The organism is Limnoraphis robusta BA-68 BA1 (genome assembly GCF_034932365.1).
GTDB classification, from domain to species: domain Bacteria; phylum Cyanobacteriota; class Cyanobacteriia; order Cyanobacteriales; family Microcoleaceae; genus Capilliphycus; species Capilliphycus robustus.
The window spans coordinates 44,744-64,219 of record NZ_JAYGHR010000015.1; the positions used below are offsets into that span (position 1 = coordinate 44,744).

A 19,476-nucleotide genomic window follows, 5' to 3' on the forward strand; every position below is an offset into this window, starting at 1 on the left:
CGAGAGAGAATTTACAACAAAAGGAACTGTGCTTCAATGCGTATTTTGAGCATCCATAACAACTATCAAGTTCGGGGCGGAGAAGATGAGTCAACCCAAGCCGAAGCCAATCTTCTTAGAGAAATGGGACATGAAGTTGATCGCTACGAAGAACATAATGATCGCATTGCTAGCTTTAATTCGGCTCATTTAGCCCTGAAAACCATCTGGTCTCAAGAATCCTATCAAATTGTTCAACAAAAGCTCAAGAACTCACCGACAGATATCGTTCACGTTCAGAACTTTTTTCCGCTTATTTCACCTTCGGTTTATTATGCTGCCCGTTCGGCAGGGGTTCCAGTTGTCCAAACCTTACGAAATTATCGGTTAATTTGTCCTAATGGACTGTTTTTTCGTCAAGGTCGAGTTTGTGAAGATTGTCTCGGAAAACCTGTTCCTTATCCCGGATTTTTACACGCTTGCTATCGAGAAAGTCGCCTGGTAACTGCGGGAACTATTGCCATGTTAATGACTCATCAAGTGATGAATACTTGGTTAAGCCAGGTGAATCTTTTTGTCAGTTTAAGTCAGTTTGCTCGACAAAAATTTATTGAAGCGGGATGGCCTGGAGAGAAAATTATAGTCAAACCTAACTTTGTTTCTCCAGACCCCGGAATGGGATCAGGAAGCGGTGGATATGCCCTTTATGTCGGGCGGCTTTCCGTTGAAAAGGGTCTTGATATCTTACTGCAAGCTTGGGAACACCTCAACAGTCCTATCCCGCTTAAAATAGTGGGAGACGGGCCTTTATCGAGTTTAGTGGTTGAAGCGACTCAACGACTTTCTAACGTGGAGTGGTTGGGACGCAAACCGATGGCTGAGGTTTATGACATGATGGGAGAAGCAATGTTTTTGATTTTTCCGTCTAAATGGTATGAAACCTTTGGTCGAGTTGCAGTAGAAGCTTTTGCGAAAGGGACTCCGGTTATTGCTTCTAATTTGGGAGCGATCGCCGAATTAGTTGATAATGATCGTACTGGGTTGCATTTTCGTCCGAGTGATCCTTTAGACTTAGCTGCTATAGTGGAAAAAGCGATCGCTCACCCCAAAGAATTAATCCAAATGCGCCACTCTGCTAGGGCTGAGTATGAGGCGAAATATACTCCTGAGAAAAACTACCATCAGCTTATGGAGATTTATGAAATTGCTCGTTCTCTCTAAGGTTAAAAATTGTGGTTTGAAAGAGGTTAATCGCTTGTGAAATCCTATGAAGACTTAACTCAAACTCCATACTATTATCGACCCCCAAAAAAGCGCAAGGGATTTATTAAGCTGTCTACTCTGGTGCTTTTTGGCTTTTGTTCGGCTTTCTATCCCCGAGTTTTAACCTTATTAAAATTTCCTTCTATTATTAACCTGGCGCATTTGGGTATTATTCCTTGGCTCTGTGCATTTGTACTGCTAAAAAGCAAGGTAAAAGATCGGAAACAAATTGCCATTGTTCAGGAATTAACGATAGCGGTTATGCTCTTTTTTGCAGTCAACCTTGCCAGTGCAATTTTAAACAATGCCGGGTTAATTAATGCTTGTTTAAATTTCATGTTTTTTTGTGAGCATTTTCTTCTGCTCATTGCGATTGTTAGTCTGCCTCTGACTCCAGAGAAATTATTACAATTTCGCGCCTTTATCATTTTTTCTTCTTTTACCAATACGATCTTTGCTTATGTTCAACAGTATGTTTTACAGCTTCATCTCCGCCAAGGTCTTCAAGACAATATTAAAGGTGTATTTATTGGGGGAGGAGCAGGTCATGTTGTCGGAGCTTCCGTTGCCCTAACTTTTGGTGTATACTATTTTTCTGCCGCTAAAAAACTCCCGATTTGGTTTCGTGCTGTCGTGGCTCTAGCTACGTTTTGGCACATGAATATGGCGGATGCAAAACAAGCTCTTCTCGTGTTTGGAATAGCGGGTATATTTTTGTTATTGACTAAATTTCAAAACATTGTACAGGCACTTCAGTATATAATCGGAGGTGCTTTAATGGGTTATGCGTTCTTCTGGGCTGTGCAGAATGTTAAAGCTTTCGATGCCTTTCAAACCTGGATGAGACCGGAAATTTATGGCCCAGAAGGAGAAGCAACTCTCTTGAAAACAGCAACCTTTCGGGTTGTTCCGACTTTCTATGACTCCGTATTGCATCCTTGGTTGGGTTTGGGGCCTGGTCATACCGTCGGACGATTAGGTGGCTGGATGCTTTATGAGTATGACAGTCTCCTGACTCCATTAGGTTCAACCAAACATCCTGCTAGTGTTGAAATTTGGAATGTTGTAGGAGCAAGCTGGTTAGGAGATCAATCAAGTATGTTTTCTCCCTTGTTTGGTTGGGCTGGAATTTGGGGAGATGTAGGATGGCTCGGTTTAATTTCATTTCTATATGTTTGGTGGGTGGTTTGGCGACGACTGTGTTTCGATGATGTTTCCAAATTTCTCGCTCTTACTCCAATGGCTTTTGGTTTAATCTTTACCCAAATGGAAGAACCGGGTTATATGCTTTATGTTGCGAGTATTATTGGTTTGAGATGGCAAGAGCATCACTGTCAAAAGCAAAACAAAGTGAGTGAAATTGCTACCCCACAAACAGCATACCAGCGTCCAAAATCGATTAAAGATCTATTTCAAGTGTTATTGCTCTTAAAATAAATCTGGGTGTTCATTTGAATGATCATTAAATTTTGACTATCTATTAGACTCAAGTTACAGGGTGAACCATGATTTACAAAACAATAGCTTTAGTTGTACTAACCTTTTTAGCTTCAAGCTGCGCTTCCGAAGAAATTTTTAGGCAAAATATCTTGCCAAACTCCGAATCAAATTTATCTCAAAACAATGCTAGCCTTCACAGTGCAATGGCAAATTATCCGCCGCAAAGAGAAGTGTTTCCCCCTCTATCTGAAGCAGAGGGAGGTGTGATTAATGTCAAAGACTACGGTGCCAAAGGTGACGGCATAACCGATGATACAGAAGCCTTTAAACAAGCAATTAGCCGAGATGAAATTGCCAACGGCAGCAAAATTATATATGTTCCCAATGGAACTTATATTGTTAGTGATACGATTGAATGGCCAAAAGGAGCGCATGGCGGACTTTACTATAAACGAACAACGCTTTTAGGTGAAACTCGAGAAGGAAGTATTATTCGCCTTAAAGATAATGCTGATAACTTTTCTAGTGGCGAGAGTAAACCTATTTTAGACACAAAAGATAATCGAGCTAACGCATTTCGCAACCGCATTGAGAATTTAACCGTTCATGTGGGTTCAGGAAATAAAAATGCAATTGGCATCAAAATGAACTCTAATAATGGCGGAGGTGTGTTTAATGTTGCAATTATTTCTGGTGATGGTCAAGGCGCTCAAGGTCTGAACTTAACTTCTGCTGAAGTCGGGCCTCTTTTGATTAAAAATGTATCCGTAGAAGGCTTTGATCAGGGTATTCTTGTGGGGGGAGGAACGACTAACTCAATCACAATGGAAAATATTACCTTGACCCAACAAAATAAAGTGGGAATTGAGCAGGTCATGCAAGTTCTTACCATTCGTAACTTAAAAAGTATTAACCAAGTTCCTGCTCTTTTTATTAAAAATCATGGAGCAACATTAGCTGTATTTGGTGCTGAACTTCAAGGCCTTGGGAATCGTAATCAAACAGCAATTATTACTGAATATCGCCAAAATGGTCAAGCGACTCCAGGCGAAAGACGAAGCATTAATGTATTTCTCTCTGATATTAAGCAAAATGGATATCAAAAGACCGGGGAAATTTACAACTGCGAAACCGGAGAACAGGAAACCCTACAAGGAAATATCAAAGAATGGAGTTGCGGGAGTCCATTAAGGGGATTTTCAACTCAAACTCAGATGCTGAACTTACCTGTCGAAGAAACGCCCTATATTCAACATGAGCTGAATAATATTGCAGTTGTCGAAGGAAATACAGGAGCGGATATTCAAGCCGCTATTGATACTTCAGGCGTGAAAACGGTGTTTCTCCCCAATCGTTTTTATGAAGTGAGCGAACCCATACTGATTCGGGGTAGCGTGAAAAAAATTATCGGAATGGGAGCGCGTTTTTCGAGAGACTCTATTGATCCAATTTTTCTATTTGAGAACGGTGATGAACCCATTGTTGTAATTGAGCGCATGGAAGATCTAAGTATTGAGCATAATGCTGAACGCACTCTCGTTATTAAGCACGCTGCACTCAAATCCTACAGTAATACAAACAGAGGAAAAGGAGATGTATTTTTTGAAGATATTGTTTCTGGACTAACTAAAATACAAGACCAAAAGGCTTGGGCTAGAAGTTTGAATGTAGAAGTAGTACCTCCTGAGTCAGAGCCTAAAATTCTCAATGATGGGGGTGAGCTTTGGATTTTGGGACTCAAAACCGAAAAACCCGGTACAATTTTGGAAACGAGAAATAATGGTTCAACGGTTGTGCAGGGAGGATTTACTTATATTAACTCTGATATTCCAGATACTAACCCTCCCCAAGCTCAATTTATTAACGATAACTCTAGCATGGCAATTGTGACCCGTCCTTATCTACCAACCGCCACAGGATATGGAGTCCTGGTTCGAGAAATACAGGGGGATACAACCCAAGATGTGATCAATTCCAATCGTCGAACAACTGAGAGAATTTTTCCCTACTTAGGTTACTAATAAATATATACCTTCAATTATTTGGATTTTTTGCGGAAAAAGGTAAGTGGTGAAGACGCTTCCTTCTGAAGTTCACCCTTATTGTTTAAATTCTTGGCAACGGGTTTTTGACTGTAGGAAGATGAACTAGAGTAACTATAATTATAGGAAGTCAACGGAACATTTTTCGCCCGGTTCGCCACAACTCCGAGAAGAGGGGTGCTAAAGTTTGAATGCTCTTTCAATTGGTCTAAAGCATTTTCAAGGACTGAACGCTTAACCTGGCCTAAACTTGCAACCAAGACCATCCCATTTGTTTCTGCTGCTAGTAAATAAGCATCCGCTAGTCCGGTTAAGGGAGGAGCATCATAAACAACTAAATCAAAAGCACTTCTCAATTGGGCAATTAAATCTTGCATTTTTTGAGAGGCTAATACTCGAATGGGATCAGGCGGAATCGAACCTGCTGTTAATACAAATAAGTTATTTTCTTGTGGAGATTGCTGAATAACATGATTAAAGTCAATATCAGTTGAAATCACATCGGTTAACCCTTGCATATTCGCTAAACCCAAGCGATTATGAATACTGGGATGACGCAAATCAGTATCAACCAATAATACTCGTCTTCCTTGTTCGGCTGCCGCTTGAGCTAAGTAAATAGCAACTGTTGATTTTCCTTCTCCCGGCATCGCTGAACTAATTACAACTGAACGAATGGGAGTATCAGGACTCAGAAGACGAATATTAGTAAACAAAGATCGGAAAGCCTCATAAAAAACCGAAATCAGTTGTTGGGGTTTACTCTCCATACCCAAACTCAGCACGTCAGGAGTATTTCGCAAAAATACACGACCAATATCTACTGTAGTATCCTGGTTTTTAAGATTTTTATCAAAGGGGATAATTCCCAGCAAAGGAAGTCTAGCAACATCTTTAATCTCTTTAGGTGTATAGAGAATATTGCTCAATTTATCAATTGCTAAAGCCGCTCCCAAACCCAATAGCGTCCCTAGAACCCCTCCCAGTAATAAGTTTCTCTTGACACTTGCAGAAGAAGGTTTAGGTGAACCTGCCGGAGTAAGTAACTGCCAAGGTTGTTCTCGTTGAGCCGCATCAATTTTAAATGCTTCTCGTTTAGCAAGGAATTGATTGAGGTTCTCCGTTGCTATCGTTAATTCTCGCTGAATATCAGCATACTCTCGATTAGTAACCGATAGTTGCTTAACTTGTTGATTGAGGCGATTTAGGGTATCCGTCAGTATCTCATAACGGGCTTCTAATTCTCGGATTTGATTCGCTAAATCTCTAGCGACTTGTTCTCCTTCCTGACGCAATAACGGCACTAATTGTTCTCGCTGTTCTTGTAAAAGTTTAATTTCTGGACTTTCTTCTAAATACAGAACAGATCCCTTGGCAATCTCATTATCAATCGCTCCCAGTTGGCTAAGAATTGCTTGGTAGCGAGCGCTTTGAGCGAGTACCGAAGCCGAAGCCGTTTCAGTCGTGGATGGATTGGCTAGTTGTTGTTGTAGATTCGTATAAAGTGCTTGAGCTTGACGCAATTGTAGCTGAGTATCAAGGCGTTGCTGTTCGATTGAACTAATTTGAGTCGCTAGTTGTTGACCTGTCGTTCCGGGATCAACTAAGTTATACTTTTGTCGTAGTCCTTGCAAGCGTTCTTGCTGAGTTTCCACCCGATCTTGCAAATAGGGGAGTTGATCTTCGACAAACTTGATTCCCTTCAAAATATCAGTTTGGCGAACTTGCAAACTATACTCCAGATAAGCCTCAGCAACTAAATCTAAAACCGCTTTGACTAATTGAGGATCTGTACTCTGATATCCCACCACCAAAATATCGAGATCCGATGGTCTAATGTTAAGACCCCGAGCAATAGCCTCATAGCTAATACCTGGATATTGACTTTGAAGCTTTTCTGCAACAGGCTCAAGCACTTGGGGACTTGTGAGCAGTTTAAGTTTAACGGCATCCGCATTAACGGCTACAATTTCCTCTCGACTACTTAAAGTTTGTGGGTTAGTGGTAGAAATAACTTGAGTTTCAATCGTCAGTGGCTCCGTTAAAATCTCAAATTGAGCTTGATAAACTGGAGTATCAGTCGCCGCTTTATAAGCCGCAGCAGAAGCCACGACTGTTGCTAACCCAATAACAATCAAAAAGCGACGACGGATGGCCCCTAAAAGTTGGCTAAGATCCAATCCTCCCTCATCATCGTCCTCGAAAGGGGGAGTGTAGGCAGTCGGTAGCGATTGAGAATCTCGTCCAACCCGAATCATAAGTTCCTACAAAATAACTAACCTATTTGGCATACAACGGCATTTTTTCCCTGGAGTCTAGCCCCAGTATAGTGAATTGGCTGACTGATTACACTAAAAGTTTCTAAACACATCAATGAATGCGGAGGGAATCACAAACAATGATCGAATCCGATTTAAAGGACTCACCACTTTGTCTACCGTATCGGAAATATTCGCTAAAGTAGAGGGAGTCACAATCACCACATCATTATTGCGGAGTATCGGATTGGTTTGATCATTGGCATTTTGAGTAAAGTCAAGTTCAACTCGCCGTTGCTCGACTGTACCATTGGGATTATAACGAATCAATTCAATTGATCCCTCATTAGCACGGGAGTTGAACCCCCCCGTCCTGAACAGAGCTTCATTGAGCGGTGTATTGGGTGGAATTTCCACCAAACCGGGTCTTTGCACCTCTCCGACTATGTTAACCCGAATCGTATTAGGCGCAAAACTCGCTTGTGCAATTTGACCGATTTCTTCGGGATTCACTTCGGTTGCAGTCGGGACAAAAACCGTATCTCCCTCCTGTAAAATCGTATCTTGGGTTGCATCTCCCTGCTTTAATAATTCCCAGAGGTTAATGGTAATTACAGTAGGCAAACCCGAATTATTCACACGCCGAATCTCAATCAGACGAATATCGGCTAGCGGTTTGATGCCTCCGGCGACTTGAATCGCCCTGGTTACTGTAGGTGGTGTACTTCCACCGCCACCACTACCGGGAACACCTGCTTCACCTGTTTTGGCGGTTCCTGTTACAGTATACGGGCCAGGTCGAAACACTTCCCCAATCACTGCAATATTCAAAGGTTCTGTTTGAGATGCCGCAAAACTAGCTGTTCTCAATTGAGAAACCTGAGCTAAATTAATATTGTCAATTGAGGGAACAAAAATACTATCCCCTTCTTGTAGAAGAATATCTTGCTGAAGATCTGCCCCTTCTAACAACGGCATCAAATCAACCTCTATCGTTTGCTCAAATCCAGTTCGGGTTGTTCGACGAATCTGAACTCGACGAATATCGGCCATTAACTTTACGCCCCCCGCTTGGCGAATCGCTTGGGTAATCGTCGGAATCCCACTCGATGCACCTGTTCCGGCAACCACATAAGGGCCCGGTCGTTGTACTTCTCCAGAAATCGCAATACTCATCGGTTGAGTTTGATCGGCTGCAAAGCTAGCATTCGCTAGTTGCGAACCAACACCCGGATCAATTTGATTAGCCGTGGGAATAAAGATCGTATCTCCATCTCGCAGTGAGGTATCGTAGCGAAGATCCCCGGTTTGAAGTAATTGCCACAAGTTAACATTGATGATCTCTTCTGAACCATCTCCTCTCGGACGCCGCAGTTGAACTTGTTGCAGATTCGCCGCTTGAGTAATCCCACCTGCAATTTTGATCGCTCGACTGACTGTTGGCAATTTTGACCCGTCCAAAGGTAGAGTGTAAGAACCCGGACGATGAACTTCTCCGGCAATTCCAATGATTAAAGGTCGAGAAGCAATCAGGCTAACGGTGATGCGCGGTTGTCTGAGAATCCGCCGACTTTCATATTGCTCGGCAATCTTGGCTGCTGCTTGTTCTAATGTGAGTCCATCCACCGATACACCCCCAATTTGGGGTAAGTTGATAGTCCCATTCACCAACACCTCAAACTCACCACTATACTGAGGAACTTGAAAAATATTAATACTAATGCGATCGCCTGATCCGAGTCTATAAGCATCTTCTACTTGAGGAGGAGTCGATGCCAGACTCAATGAACCCGTCTGAGGTAAAAATGACAGTTGCGGCAAGCCCATAGAGGGAAAAGCAACCATGAGAAATGTTAGGATACTTAGGCTTTGAAATCGCTGAATTCGTTCAGCTCGTTGAGCTAGCTTGTTCATTCTAATTGTAGGGCGTATTTTTCACGCTAAAAACCAGCCGTATTTTCAATTTGAGATTCTCTACTCCCTGAACTGAATAATATGCAATGATCAACTTCTAAACTAAACGAGAATCCTACTGAGACTGTTCGGCGGCCTCAAGTGGGCTGCATCCATGCTAGCATACCCTTTCTGCTTCCACAGGTGATCGAACCCGAAGATTTGAACGAGCTACAATTGAGCCATTTTTACCCGCCTGAGACCCACTCCTCTGTTTCTAGAGTTTCTGATTTTTAAAGTTGAATAATCGGATAGACTCAATGATATGATTATAGCGATGTCCTAGAGATTGATCGGATGAAAAAACGGGTCACGCTAACCTTTCCCCGAACTTCCGTTCAAATGCCAATCACCTATCGGTTGGCTAAGGATTTTAATGTCGCGTCCAATATTATCCGCGCTCAGGTTGCACCGAATCAGGTGGGAACCCTTGTCGTTGAGTTATCGGGTGATATTGACCAACTAGAAGCCGCTATTGATTGGATGCAATCCCAAAATATTAAGGTTTCTTTGGAACGACGAGAAATTCTCATTGACGAAGAAATTTGTGTCGATTGTGGTTTGTGTACGGGAGTTTGTCCAACTGAAGCTTTAACCCTTGATTCTGACACCTTTTATTTAACTTTTACTCGCTCACGCTGTATTGTCTGTGAACAGTGTATTTCTGCTTGTCCGGTACAGGCGATTTCAACGAATCTTTAACACTCAAATGTCTTCTCAATGGGATGATTGGAAATCTGAACGTGAAAAAGGTGACTTGGCTCTCTCTATTCCTCCTAATATTAACCTATTTCACGTTTGGATGGACGCTTTTTGAAGCGCATCTTAATCTCTATGCTTGGGGTGTGATTGTGGCGACTATTGTTGGACTTTGTTTATTATTTACCACTCCGATTAATCAGTTGCAAAAGCCCATTATTAAATGGTTTGCAACCGATGTTGGAACTTTTGTTTGTGTTCTTTTAGGTTCGTTTATTATTGTTGTAATCGCCACTTATTTAAACACGTTTGCTAAAATTTTATTGATTCTTTCTGCCACGACTTTAGCAAGGATTGAACTGCAAACCCTGGGAATTAGAAATTGGTCGGCTTTTTTTATATTACTGACAACTTCTCTATTGGGTTTAGGTTTAGGTCTAGGATTCCATTATTTCATCAAACAGTAAATGCAACCTACCATTTCAACCCTTCCCCTCATTCAACTCGCTTCTGGCGATCGCTTATCTCTGCAAGTTTACAAATTCCTTGGTGCAGCACCCGGAAAAAAAGCCTATATCCAGTCTAACTTACACGGATCAGAAATTAGCGGAAATGCCGTGATTCATCAGTTAATTGCAGATTTAATTAAACTCGATGAAACTCAACTCCTCGGTGAAATTTGGCTGGTTCCCGTTTGTAATCCCGTCGGAGTCAACCAACGCGCCCATCATTTCTCCTCCGGCCGCTATAATAGTTATGATGGCAAAGACTGGAATCGCATCTTTTGGGACTACGAAAAAACCGAAGTAGATCTTGCAGAATTTGCGCGATCGCAACAGCATTTAAGCGGAACAGAAATTCAGCAAAACTATCGCCAAAAAATATTAGAAAGCTTTCATAATCTAACTGAAACAATAAAACATCCCAGTCAAGTCCCTTATTCAGAATATTATCGAACTCTTTTACAATCCCTCTGTTTAGACGCAGATTATGTCATCGATTTACACAGTTCAACCAATCAAGCCATTGATTACTTATACTGTTTTCACAGTCGAGAAGAAAGTGCCAAAGCCTTTTTACTTGACTATGGAATCTTAATGAATGATTATGATGGTGATGCCTTTGATGAAGCCTTTCTCAAACCTTGGTTAGCCCTAGAAAAACAATTATCTCATCTGGGAAAACCCATTCAGTTTGATATCGAATCTTGGACATTAGAACTAGGTTCAGGAATGATTATGAACCCGGAATCTGTTGAAAAAGGAATAAGCGGGATTAAAAACTATTTAGCCAGTAAAAACTTGTTAAAACTAGATGGGTTTCCTTTACCACAAACCGCTAATCATCCTCTCAAATTAGTCCGGAAAAGTCACCTCAAAAACTATTATGCACCCACAGGTGGAATGATTCAAAATCGAGTTGAACTCGGAAGTTCAGTCAAAACAGGTCAAGCCCTCTATGAAATTCTCAGCTTCAATAAAACTGAAAACCTGCCTAAAATTGTAGAAGTAAAAGCAGAATCAAACGGAATCATTTTTAATGTTTCCACCAATCACAGCGTTAATCAATGTGATTATGTATTGTCGATCATGGAACCAATCTAGATAAACATTCTCCCGAAAAACTGGCGAGATTGTGGAAGATTGTGTCTTGGTAAATTTGTTAACCTTGTACAAATCTGTTGAGGGATTGATGTTAACTTATGACATGAGCAGTATACTTGTAGGGAAAAAGCGATGAGAATAGAATCAATAGAGCAAAAATACATTACCAACCCAAACGACAATCAAACAAACAGTGAAGCAATCCTAGCAACACAGGTGATCTTTGATGGCGTTTCTAGCCCCTGTATTTTATCACGGTTAATGATTGAAGCACTAGGGCGACCCGGTAAAGATAATGATATGGAATTAGTCAATAGTGGGGAGCGATGTATTGTCATCTGGACTCAACCGCAACTCAGCCTTGAGGTCGTACAAAATATAATTCATAATGCTATTGCACCATGAAGTTTTGGGTATAAATTCTAGTAGGTTCTTGAGTCCATGCAGTCTGATTATCTCAACCCAAAGATAGATGAAAGCATTTTACGCCTTGATCAACGCATCAGTATTTTTCGATGGGTCAAAGAAGTTTATTTCTCAAACTTTTCTGCGATGTTGTACAGAAGATTGATAAACTATAGCAGTTTTCAGTTCTGTGAGATATACCGATTGGGTATAAACCCGGTTTCTGCTAGAAACCGGGTTTATGGTTTGTAGTATTTTTCGATGGGTCAAAGAAGTTTATTTCTCAAACTTTTCTGCGATGTTGTACAGAAGATTGATAAACTAATTCGTTTGACATACTCCCCATTTCTAAAGAAAGGGGATTCTCCAAGCAAGAGCGGATTTGGATTACTGGTTCATTGACAACCCTTACAGCCAACTGGTTTCCCAATCTACGCTCTTTGGGGTGAGTCTCCCCAGTCGTTCATCCCATTTCAGAGATAGTTTCGGTATGCCCTACCGTACTTGAGAAAAAAATGCTTTGTTCTCTGTACTTGGTGCTTCAAGGTTTTATCAGGCCAAAGCATTCCTAGCAAGAACCCCATACCTTAAGTTTTCAAGATTCATTGCATCGATTAGATGCTGGGTTTTTAACCTGGTTGAATACCCTACCAGTATAATTATTATAGCATTTTCTTTGCCTTGTATCCCCCTACCTTTAGGTATGGGCTTTACGGCAATTTTTGGTAAAACCCCTTAAAGGACAGACCCTTGCTAGACGAACAGGCCAAAACAACAATACTCCGCAAAATCCCTCACGCCCTGTATATTTGTGGAGTCAAAGACGGCGAAGAAGTCAACGGCTTCACCGCCAGTTGGGTAATGCAAGCCTCCTTCAAACCGCCTCTAGTGGTTAACTGTGTCAAACAAGACTCAAAGTCCCACGCCATGATAGAAGCCAGTGGAGTGTTTTCTCTCAGCTTTCTAGAGGATGGACAAAAAGAAATGGCACAGAAATTCTTCAAACCTCAGCGTCGAGTCGGTAACAAATTTGAGGATGTAGAATTCTACCTGGGAGAAACAGGCTGTCCGATTATTTCCGACTCCTTGGGTTATGTAGAATGTCGGGTTGTTGGCAGCGTGCCTCAAGGCGATCATACCGTATTTGTCGGCGAAGTCATTGCCGCAGGCGTACACCGAGAGGGAGAAATCTTATCACTCGCCAGTACAGGCTGGAATTATGGCGGCTAGAAACCCGAAACACGACTTTCATTCAATCACAGTTTAAACTATGCCTTTGATCAAAGTTCAAACCTCAGTCCCAACTCCTGAAAAATCGGACGTTGAAACCTTACTCAAAAGCTTGTCAGCCGCATTAGCCGAACATCTCAAAAAACCCGAAAGCTATGTAATGACAGCCTTTGAACCCAATATCCCGATGACATTTGGCGGAACCACTGACCCGGTTTGCTACATGGAAATCAAAAGCATTGGTTTACCCGCGAGTCAAACCAAAACCATGAGTTCCGATTTTTGCCAGAAAATCAACAAAGCCCTGGGTATACCCTTAAATCGCATTTATATTGAATTTGCCGATGCTCCCGGAACTATGTGGGGCTGGAATGGGACAACTTTCGGTTAAAACGAGGGAAAAAGAACCCAATTCCCTCTGATGTCAAAAATTTCTTTGTTTTGAGGAACCATCTACAGGCTTAGAAATTCTTTACAAAGTGAGAGGCTGTGATAGTATCTGGATGGATTTGCACGACTTATTCAGTAGGCAATACAAGCCTATAGCCTGTGGTGGAGGAGAGTCCAGGGATGCTCAATAGGATGTCAGAGGGATATTTAACGGGTATGGGAAACCATAGCCAGCCCCACCCCCTGCGAATTGGGGTAATTGGGGTTGGTAACATGGGACAACATCACACCAGAGTTCTGAGTTTGCTCAAGGATATCCAGTTAGTGGGTGTTGCAGATATTAATGTTGAAAGAGGGCTGGATACTGCAAGCAAGTATCGAGTTCATTTTTTTGAAGATTATCGAGATTTACTGGAACACGTTGATGCGGTGTGTATCGCCGTTCCCACTCGTTTACATCATTCTGTGGGAATGACCTGTTTACAAGCTGGGGTTCATGTTCTGATTGAAAAACCCATTGCTGCCAGTATTTCTGAAGCGGAATCTTTGGTAAATGCTGCCGCCAAATATCAGCGAATTTTGCAAGTGGGTCACATCGAACGCTTTAACCCCGCGTTTCAAGAGTTGAGTAAAGTCCTGAAAACCGAGGAATTACTGGCTTTAGAAGCTCATCGGATGAGTCCCTACTCTAACCGGGCTAACGATGTCTCTGTGGTTTTAGATTTAATGATCCATGATATCGACTTGTTGCTAGAGTTGGTGGCTTCCCCTGTGGTGCGATTGACGGCTAGTGGAAGTCGGGCGGCGGATTCGGGTTATTTAGATTATGTTACCGCAACTCTGGGCTTTGCTAACGGGATTGTGGCAACATTAATTGCCAGTAAAGTCACTCATCGCAAATTGCGTTCTATCGTGGCTCATTGTAAAAATTCCCTGACTGAAGCTGATTTTCTCAATAATGAAATTTTGATTCATCGTCAAACGACAGCGAATTATGTAACAGACTATGGTCAGGTGCTTTACCGTCAGGATGGGTTAATTGAGAAAGTTCACACGAGCAATATTGAACCGTTACACGCCGAGTTGGAGCATTTTGTTAACTGTGTGCGAGGCGGAAATCAACCTTCTGTTGGTGGTGAACAAGCCCTCAAAGCTTTACGCTTGGCGAGTTTAATTGAGCAAATGGCCCTCGACGGCCAAGTTTGGAATTTAGAAGAACTGGAGTACAATTTGAATTCCTCAGCCGTTCCCGTTAACTAACGAGGACAGAAGGCAGGAGGCAAAAACAGAGTTGCATTTATAACAGTTTTCAGTGGAAGACAAAAAAACTCGGTATCTGGGGTGTAGCTCCCGACTACTACCAGACTTATTCTTAAGGGCAGGACAAAGTTCCCGCCCTTTGTTTTTGTGTCTGTCGGAAGTCACTATCCCCAGGTTCTTTCGGTTTTCCGAAACAATGGTTCGGTTTTCACACAAGAGTAGGGTTGACATTTATGACAAGAGTTTGTTACATTAATTTACATAAGTTAAAAAAAGTTAAGGAGTTAACCGACATGATTTATTTAATTGCATTAGCGGCTCTGTTGATTGCTGGTTGGGGTGCGGCGGCTGTTATTGGTACGATGGCTTACTTCCGAGGCGAACAAACCAAGCCCATTCACCAACGCAACTGGAACAATGCTTCCTTTGAACAAATTGCTCAGTCTGTAACAGGCGTAGAAACCGACTACAGCGTGCGTGTTCCCGCTTATGCTTTAGATGCCTACAGCAGCAATAAACTGTAAGACCTGGGCTACAACAGTTAACGGTAAAGTTTTGTGATTTCCCTCATCAGGTGGTATGAAAGAAATCACGACAAAACCAGACTCAGATCACGGGTAAATCGGGCAAGGTACACTTATGTTAGAGATAGATTCACGTAAGCGTGAAAATGCCTGTTAGACCTTAGCTGAAGGGAATGCCAGAGCCTTAAAAACGCCAAGTATTTTCTCAGATTAGCTCAAATTAAATTTCAAATTTCAATAATTTTTTTTACAAGTCTACAGCCTGGAAAAGATTTCTCCTCTCTCCCAGACAACAACGGTTTTTAATCTCTCCTTTTAGCAGCCTCACGGGCTGCTTTTTTTTGGGTTCAAGGTAAGCCATCCCAAGCAAGGACAACTAATTCACTTAACCACAGACGTTGCTCTAAACTGAGAAGACTATCATCAGCGAGAACTTCTGCTTTAAGATCCTCAAGAGACTTATGCTGAGAACGAGCAATTTGAATGACGCCTGCGATCGCCGAAGCCACCAGTTCTTCACTGACGGGCTGTTGACTCAGAGCCATCATTTCTGTCAGGCTGTTAGGAATAGAATAATTCATCGAAATTTTGGGTCTGAAACCCCGTCCTTAAAGGACGGCTTTATTCAATTATTTTAACTCTTTACAAGATATGTGTTAAACTGTGAGACATGAGTGAGAAAGCCTATCGATATCGTTTTTACCCCACTCCCGAACAGGAAAACCTGTTGAGGAGAACGTTAGGATGCGTGCGACTGGTGTACAACAAGGCACTGGCGGTACGAACCGAGGCTTGGTATGAACGCTTTGAACGGGTTGGGTATTCTCAAACCTCTTCGATGCTGACGGAATGGAAGAAAGAGGAGGAATTAGACTTCTTAAATGAGGTCAGTTGTGTTCCCCTTCAACAGAGTTTAAGGCACTTACAAACCGCTTTCAGTAACTTCTTTGCGGGTCGGGCAAAATACCCAAACTTCAAGATAAAACGTAACGGTGGCAGTGCCGAATTTACCAAGTCGGCTTTCAAGTTTAAAGAGGGTCAAGTCTATATTGCCAAGTGCTTTGAACCTTTACCCATTCGATGGAGTCGTCAACTTCCTACTGGTTGTACACCCTCAACAATAACGGTCAAATTAGATCCGAGTGGAAGATGGTTTGTTTCTTTGAGAATTGACGACCCAACAGACCACAAACTCAAGCCCGTCAATAAAAAAGTGGGGATAGATCTTGGTATCAGCAGTCTGTTTACCACTTCCGATGGAGTGAAGGTTTCTAATCCCAAGCATTACGATAAACTTTACAAAAAACTTCGGCTGGCTCAAAAATCTTTAAGCCGAAAAACCAAAGGCTCAAGGAACAGAGAGAGAGCAAGAGTTAAGGTAGCTAAAATCCAAGCAAAAATTGCTGATTGCAGGCGCGACCATACCCACAAGCTAACAACTCAACTAATGAGTGAAAATCAAACGATAGTAGTTGAAGATTTGGCTGTAAAGAACATGGTCAAAAACCATAAGCTAGCTAGAGCAATTAGTGATACGAACTGGGGAGAACTTGTCCGACAACTTACCTATAAAGCGGAGTGGTATGGGCGGGAACTGATCAAAATAGATCGATGGTTCCCTAGTTCAAAGCGATGTTCTAATTGTGGTTACATTGTAGAAAAAATGCCGTTGAATATCAGGGAATGGGATTGTCCTAAATGCAACTCTCACCATGACCGTGATATCAACGCAAGTATAAACATTTTGGCGGCAGGGCTTGCCGTGTCAGTCTGTGGAGCGACTATAAGACCGGAAGAGAGCAAGTCTCGGAAGGCAGGTGCTAAGAAACAGAAACCCAAATCGTAAGGTTTGGGAATCCCCTTCGTTTACGGAGAGGAGGATGTCAAGGTGTGAGTGCAATTGAGATGAGGTCGCAACTGGCGTTGTACTTAAAGCGAATGAGCGGAGTCTCCTGCACCTGGGAGATCAATCACAGAGTTGGGTTGCGGCTTGATAAGTTCACTCTACGAGTTTACATCAACATGATAGATTTAGACTTGGAGGTTGATTGTTCTGTCTAAACATACAGAGCCGTTTAGCAAAGGGCAATCCCCTCAACCGGATTAACAGGATTCATTCCACTTGCGATTAAGTCACAATGCTTGAATCTAATCTAGATCAAAATCTGCTCAATTCACAATGGCAATGTTGTCAAAATCAACAGGTACGCTCACGCTGATTGGTTAAGTTGGTTCGATCACAACAGTACAGAGTTTTTTCTCAGGTTATGGCGACGGAGCAACGCGGTTTGTAATTATTTAGGTTAATAGGTTTGATGTATGTCACCATCCATCTTAGCAGCTCGGGCAATTTTATTTAGATTTGTACGTCTTTTGATTACAATTACTATTGAGTCTTGGGTTTACAAAAGAGAGTTAGAAATCAGTCCCAAACAAGGAGTTGAATATGCTTTAATCATTAATATGTTTGCCGAAATCTGCGGAGGAGTTGTCTTTTCATTCACACAGTCTCTTGTCACGATTGATCTCGCTCGACATTTAGTGATCTATTTGATTTTAGATGACTTTCAACAAATAGCACCCGATGTTTTAATCCTGACCTTATTTTATTTTTTCATTTTCTTACTCGCGAAATTGATGGGTCTATTGATCTTAAATGAGTTTGTTTTTGAAAAAGAGAATCGAACTCAAGAACCTGCAACAGATACCTCCGCTTTGGCAATGAATCAATGGGGGAATCAGTTAAAAGCGGTAACGAAAGCCCATACCATCAGTTACTTTCTAACCCTACTCTTTTCCATTTTTGAAATCCGTGTCTTTAACTTCTAGTAACCATGACCTGGAAAACGAATATAGATCGATTTAGAACTGTTGTTAATCCGGTAATGCCGCCGCGATTTATACATTGGAAAACGTTGCTCTTGGTGAGTATTGTCATTTGGGGTTTCTCCTTTATCGCAACGGATTATAATCAAGAGACAATTGCTGCTGTAGGCTGGATACTCCTCACCATTAGTTTAGGTTGGCGAGCCAGCCAGCCGCCTTTTATATTCGGAAGTTTTCCGTTAAGTCCTTGGCTGATTGCCACTTTAATTAGTCTACTCATCTATCAAAGAACCGATGAAACCGAACCCACTTTAGCTTTAAAAGTATGGCCTGTAATTGCGGCGATTTTGCTGGTGGTTGTGGAATGGTTAAAAAGTAGAAATCCAGAAAAATCCCCGCCCCTTTTGGGTCGAAAAACTCTATTAATTATCATCTTAATTCATCTCTTGCTGAGTTGCTGGATTGAGATCTATCTGCTGATTTTTCAACAGAGTGAAAATAGTCCCTATCTCAATCCGAACCGAACTCTACCCCGAGCCGCTTTTCAAGTCCCGTTATCTAAATCTATTCTGTTAGATGCTCCATTGAAGGAACAAATATTTTAAACTAGAGAAAAGGGAAATTTACGCAAGACAAGAAGGCAATGGTTATCCAAAAGTTAGAGAAATTACAATCTTTATTGAACGAGATGGAGCGGGCATTAATTGCCTATTCAGGCGGAGTAGACAGCACCTTAGTTGCCAAAATCGCCTATGATGTACTCGGCGATCGCGCCCTGGCTGTTACCGCGATTTCTCCCTCATTACTCCCTGAAGATTTAGAAGAAGCCCGCATTCAAGCCGCAGAAATTGGCATTCGTCATCAGGAGATCCAAACCCATGAAATGGAAAATCCTAACTATACTTCAAATCCGATAAATCGTTGCTACTTTTGTAAAAGCGAACTCCATGACAGCCTGAAACCGCTAGCGGTACAATGGGGATATCCCTATATCGTTGATGGCGTAAATGCTGATGATTTAAGGGATTACCGTCCGGGAATTCAAGCCGCTATTGAACGGGGAGTGCGATCGCCTTTAGCCGAAGTTGGTGTTAGTAAAGCCGAAGTGCGGGAAATCTCCAAATTATTAGATTTATCGGGATGGAATAAACCCGCTCAACCCTGTCTGAGTTCTCGCTTTCCCTATGGGGAAGAAATCACCCTCACCAAATTACAACGAGTCGGACGAGCAGAACTGTATTTACGGCGACTGGGATGGCAAAATTTGCGAGTTCGTTCCCAAGGAGATAGCGCTCGCATTGAACTCCCCCCCGATCAAATCAAAGAATTTGTATTCACAACAGATTTGTCACAATTGGTTAAAACCTTTCAGGAATTTGGGTTTGTTTATGTCACCCTAGACCTAGAAGGGTATCGCAGTGGAAAATTAAACCAAGTGTTAACGCCGGAAGTCCTGGGACGATCTTAAAAACTGTCCACAAAGTCTAGTCATAAAATGACCCTACCATAACAGAGATGGCAGGGAGCAGGCGACAGTTAAACGCTAACCCTATTGTCAGGGGAACTTCTGTAGAGACTATCGCCCGATGTGACAATTTGATGA

18 protein-coding genes are annotated in these 19,476 nt (G+C 42.0%); 15 read left to right on the forward strand and 3 right to left on the reverse strand.

Features of this window, described 5'->3' with window-relative positions:
- Positions 1-36 precede the first annotated feature (36 nt).
- From VB836_RS08655 to VB836_RS08665, 3 genes are all read left to right on the forward strand, one after another.
- A complete protein-coding gene (locus tag VB836_RS08655; RefSeq protein WP_323218966.1) occupies positions 37-1,200 on the forward strand; it encodes a glycosyltransferase in 1,164 nt (387 codons plus the stop codon).
- 36 nt (positions 1,201-1,236) lie between these two features.
- Positions 1,237-2,679, forward strand: a complete 1,443-nt coding sequence (locus VB836_RS08660) for a hypothetical protein (RefSeq protein ID WP_323218967.1) — start codon at positions 1,237-1,239, stop codon at positions 2,677-2,679.
- 68 nt (positions 2,680-2,747) lie between these two features.
- Positions 2,748-4,703: a glycoside hydrolase family 55 protein gene (locus VB836_RS08665; protein ID WP_323218968.1), complete on the forward strand. Its 1,956-nt coding sequence runs from the start codon at positions 2,748-2,750 to the stop codon at positions 4,701-4,703.
- Positions 4,704-4,720: 17 nt separating this feature from the next.
- Here VB836_RS08665 and VB836_RS08670 read toward each other — a convergent pair whose 3' ends face one another.
- Positions 4,721-6,982, reverse strand: a complete 2,262-nt coding sequence (locus tag VB836_RS08670; protein WP_323218970.1) for a GumC family protein — start codon at positions 6,980-6,982, stop codon at positions 4,721-4,723.
- Between the two features lie 93 nt (positions 6,983-7,075).
- The gene (locus tag VB836_RS08675; protein ID WP_323218972.1) at positions 7,076-8,896 is read right to left on the reverse strand and encodes an SLBB domain-containing protein; all 1,821 of its coding nucleotides are present in this window, start codon (positions 8,894-8,896) and stop codon (positions 7,076-7,078) included.
- A gap of 336 nt (positions 8,897-9,232) precedes the next feature.
- On the opposite strand from VB836_RS08675, the gene VB836_RS08680 reads away from it, so the two are divergent.
- The 8 genes from VB836_RS08680 to VB836_RS08715 all read left to right on the forward strand — a co-directional run bounded on the left by VB836_RS08680 (position 9,233) and on the right by VB836_RS08715 (position 15,047).
- Positions 9,233-9,637 carry an NIL domain-containing protein gene (locus VB836_RS08680; protein ID WP_046279278.1) on the forward strand — a complete coding sequence of 135 codons (405 nt, stop codon included), beginning with the start codon at positions 9,233-9,235 and terminating at the stop codon, positions 9,635-9,637.
- 50 nt (positions 9,638-9,687) lie between these two features.
- Positions 9,688-10,101 (forward strand): hypothetical protein, encoded by a 414-nt coding sequence (locus VB836_RS08685; RefSeq protein ID WP_323218973.1) that lies wholly within the window; start codon positions 9,688-9,690, stop codon positions 10,099-10,101.
- Entirely contained in the window at positions 10,102-11,238 is a 1,137-nt protein-coding gene (locus VB836_RS08690) for a M14 family zinc carboxypeptidase (protein WP_323218974.1), read from the forward strand.
- A gap of 132 nt (positions 11,239-11,370) precedes the next feature.
- Complete coding sequence (locus VB836_RS08695) at positions 11,371-11,643, forward strand: hypothetical protein (RefSeq protein WP_323218975.1); 273 nt, start codon at positions 11,371-11,373, stop codon at positions 11,641-11,643.
- A gap of 750 nt (positions 11,644-12,393) precedes the next feature.
- The gene (locus VB836_RS08700) at positions 12,394-12,873 is read left to right on the forward strand and encodes a flavin reductase family protein (protein WP_046280630.1); all 480 of its coding nucleotides are present in this window, start codon (positions 12,394-12,396) and stop codon (positions 12,871-12,873) included.
- A gap of 40 nt (positions 12,874-12,913) precedes the next feature.
- Positions 12,914-13,264, forward strand: coding sequence for a phenylpyruvate tautomerase MIF-related protein (locus VB836_RS08705; protein WP_323218976.1), 351 nt, complete (start codon positions 12,914-12,916; stop codon positions 13,262-13,264).
- A gap of 179 nt (positions 13,265-13,443) precedes the next feature.
- Positions 13,444-14,523 carry a Gfo/Idh/MocA family oxidoreductase gene (locus VB836_RS08710; RefSeq protein WP_323218977.1) on the forward strand — a complete coding sequence of 360 codons (1,080 nt, stop codon included), beginning with the start codon at positions 13,444-13,446 and terminating at the stop codon, positions 14,521-14,523.
- Between the two features lie 293 nt (positions 14,524-14,816).
- Positions 14,817-15,047, forward strand: a complete 231-nt coding sequence (locus VB836_RS08715) for a photosystem II protein, Psb35-related (RefSeq protein WP_323218978.1) — start codon at positions 14,817-14,819, stop codon at positions 15,045-15,047.
- 347 nt (positions 15,048-15,394) lie between these two features.
- On the opposite strand, the gene VB836_RS08720 is transcribed toward VB836_RS08715, so the two are convergent.
- Complete coding sequence (locus VB836_RS08720; protein WP_046280633.1) at positions 15,395-15,628, reverse strand: hypothetical protein; 234 nt, start codon at positions 15,626-15,628, stop codon at positions 15,395-15,397.
- A gap of 89 nt (positions 15,629-15,717) precedes the next feature.
- Between VB836_RS08720 and VB836_RS08725 the strand changes: the two genes are divergently transcribed.
- From VB836_RS08725 to larE, 4 genes are all read left to right on the forward strand, one after another.
- Positions 15,718-16,893 (forward strand): RNA-guided endonuclease InsQ/TnpB family protein, encoded by a 1,176-nt coding sequence (locus VB836_RS08725; RefSeq protein ID WP_323218979.1) that lies wholly within the window; start codon positions 15,718-15,720, stop codon positions 16,891-16,893.
- Between the two features lie 473 nt (positions 16,894-17,366).
- The gene (gene fraC / locus VB836_RS08730) at positions 17,367-17,876 is read left to right on the forward strand and encodes a filament integrity protein FraC (protein ID WP_323218980.1); all 510 of its coding nucleotides are present in this window, start codon (positions 17,367-17,369) and stop codon (positions 17,874-17,876) included.
- A 5-nt stretch (positions 17,877-17,881) separates the two neighbouring features.
- Complete coding sequence (locus VB836_RS08735; RefSeq protein ID WP_323218981.1) at positions 17,882-18,478, forward strand: DUF5357 family protein; 597 nt, start codon at positions 17,882-17,884, stop codon at positions 18,476-18,478.
- A gap of 38 nt (positions 18,479-18,516) precedes the next feature.
- Positions 18,517-19,341 (forward strand): ATP-dependent sacrificial sulfur transferase LarE, encoded by an 825-nt coding sequence (gene larE, locus VB836_RS08740; RefSeq protein WP_323218982.1) that lies wholly within the window; start codon positions 18,517-18,519, stop codon positions 19,339-19,341.
- Positions 19,342-19,476 lie beyond the last annotated feature (135 nt).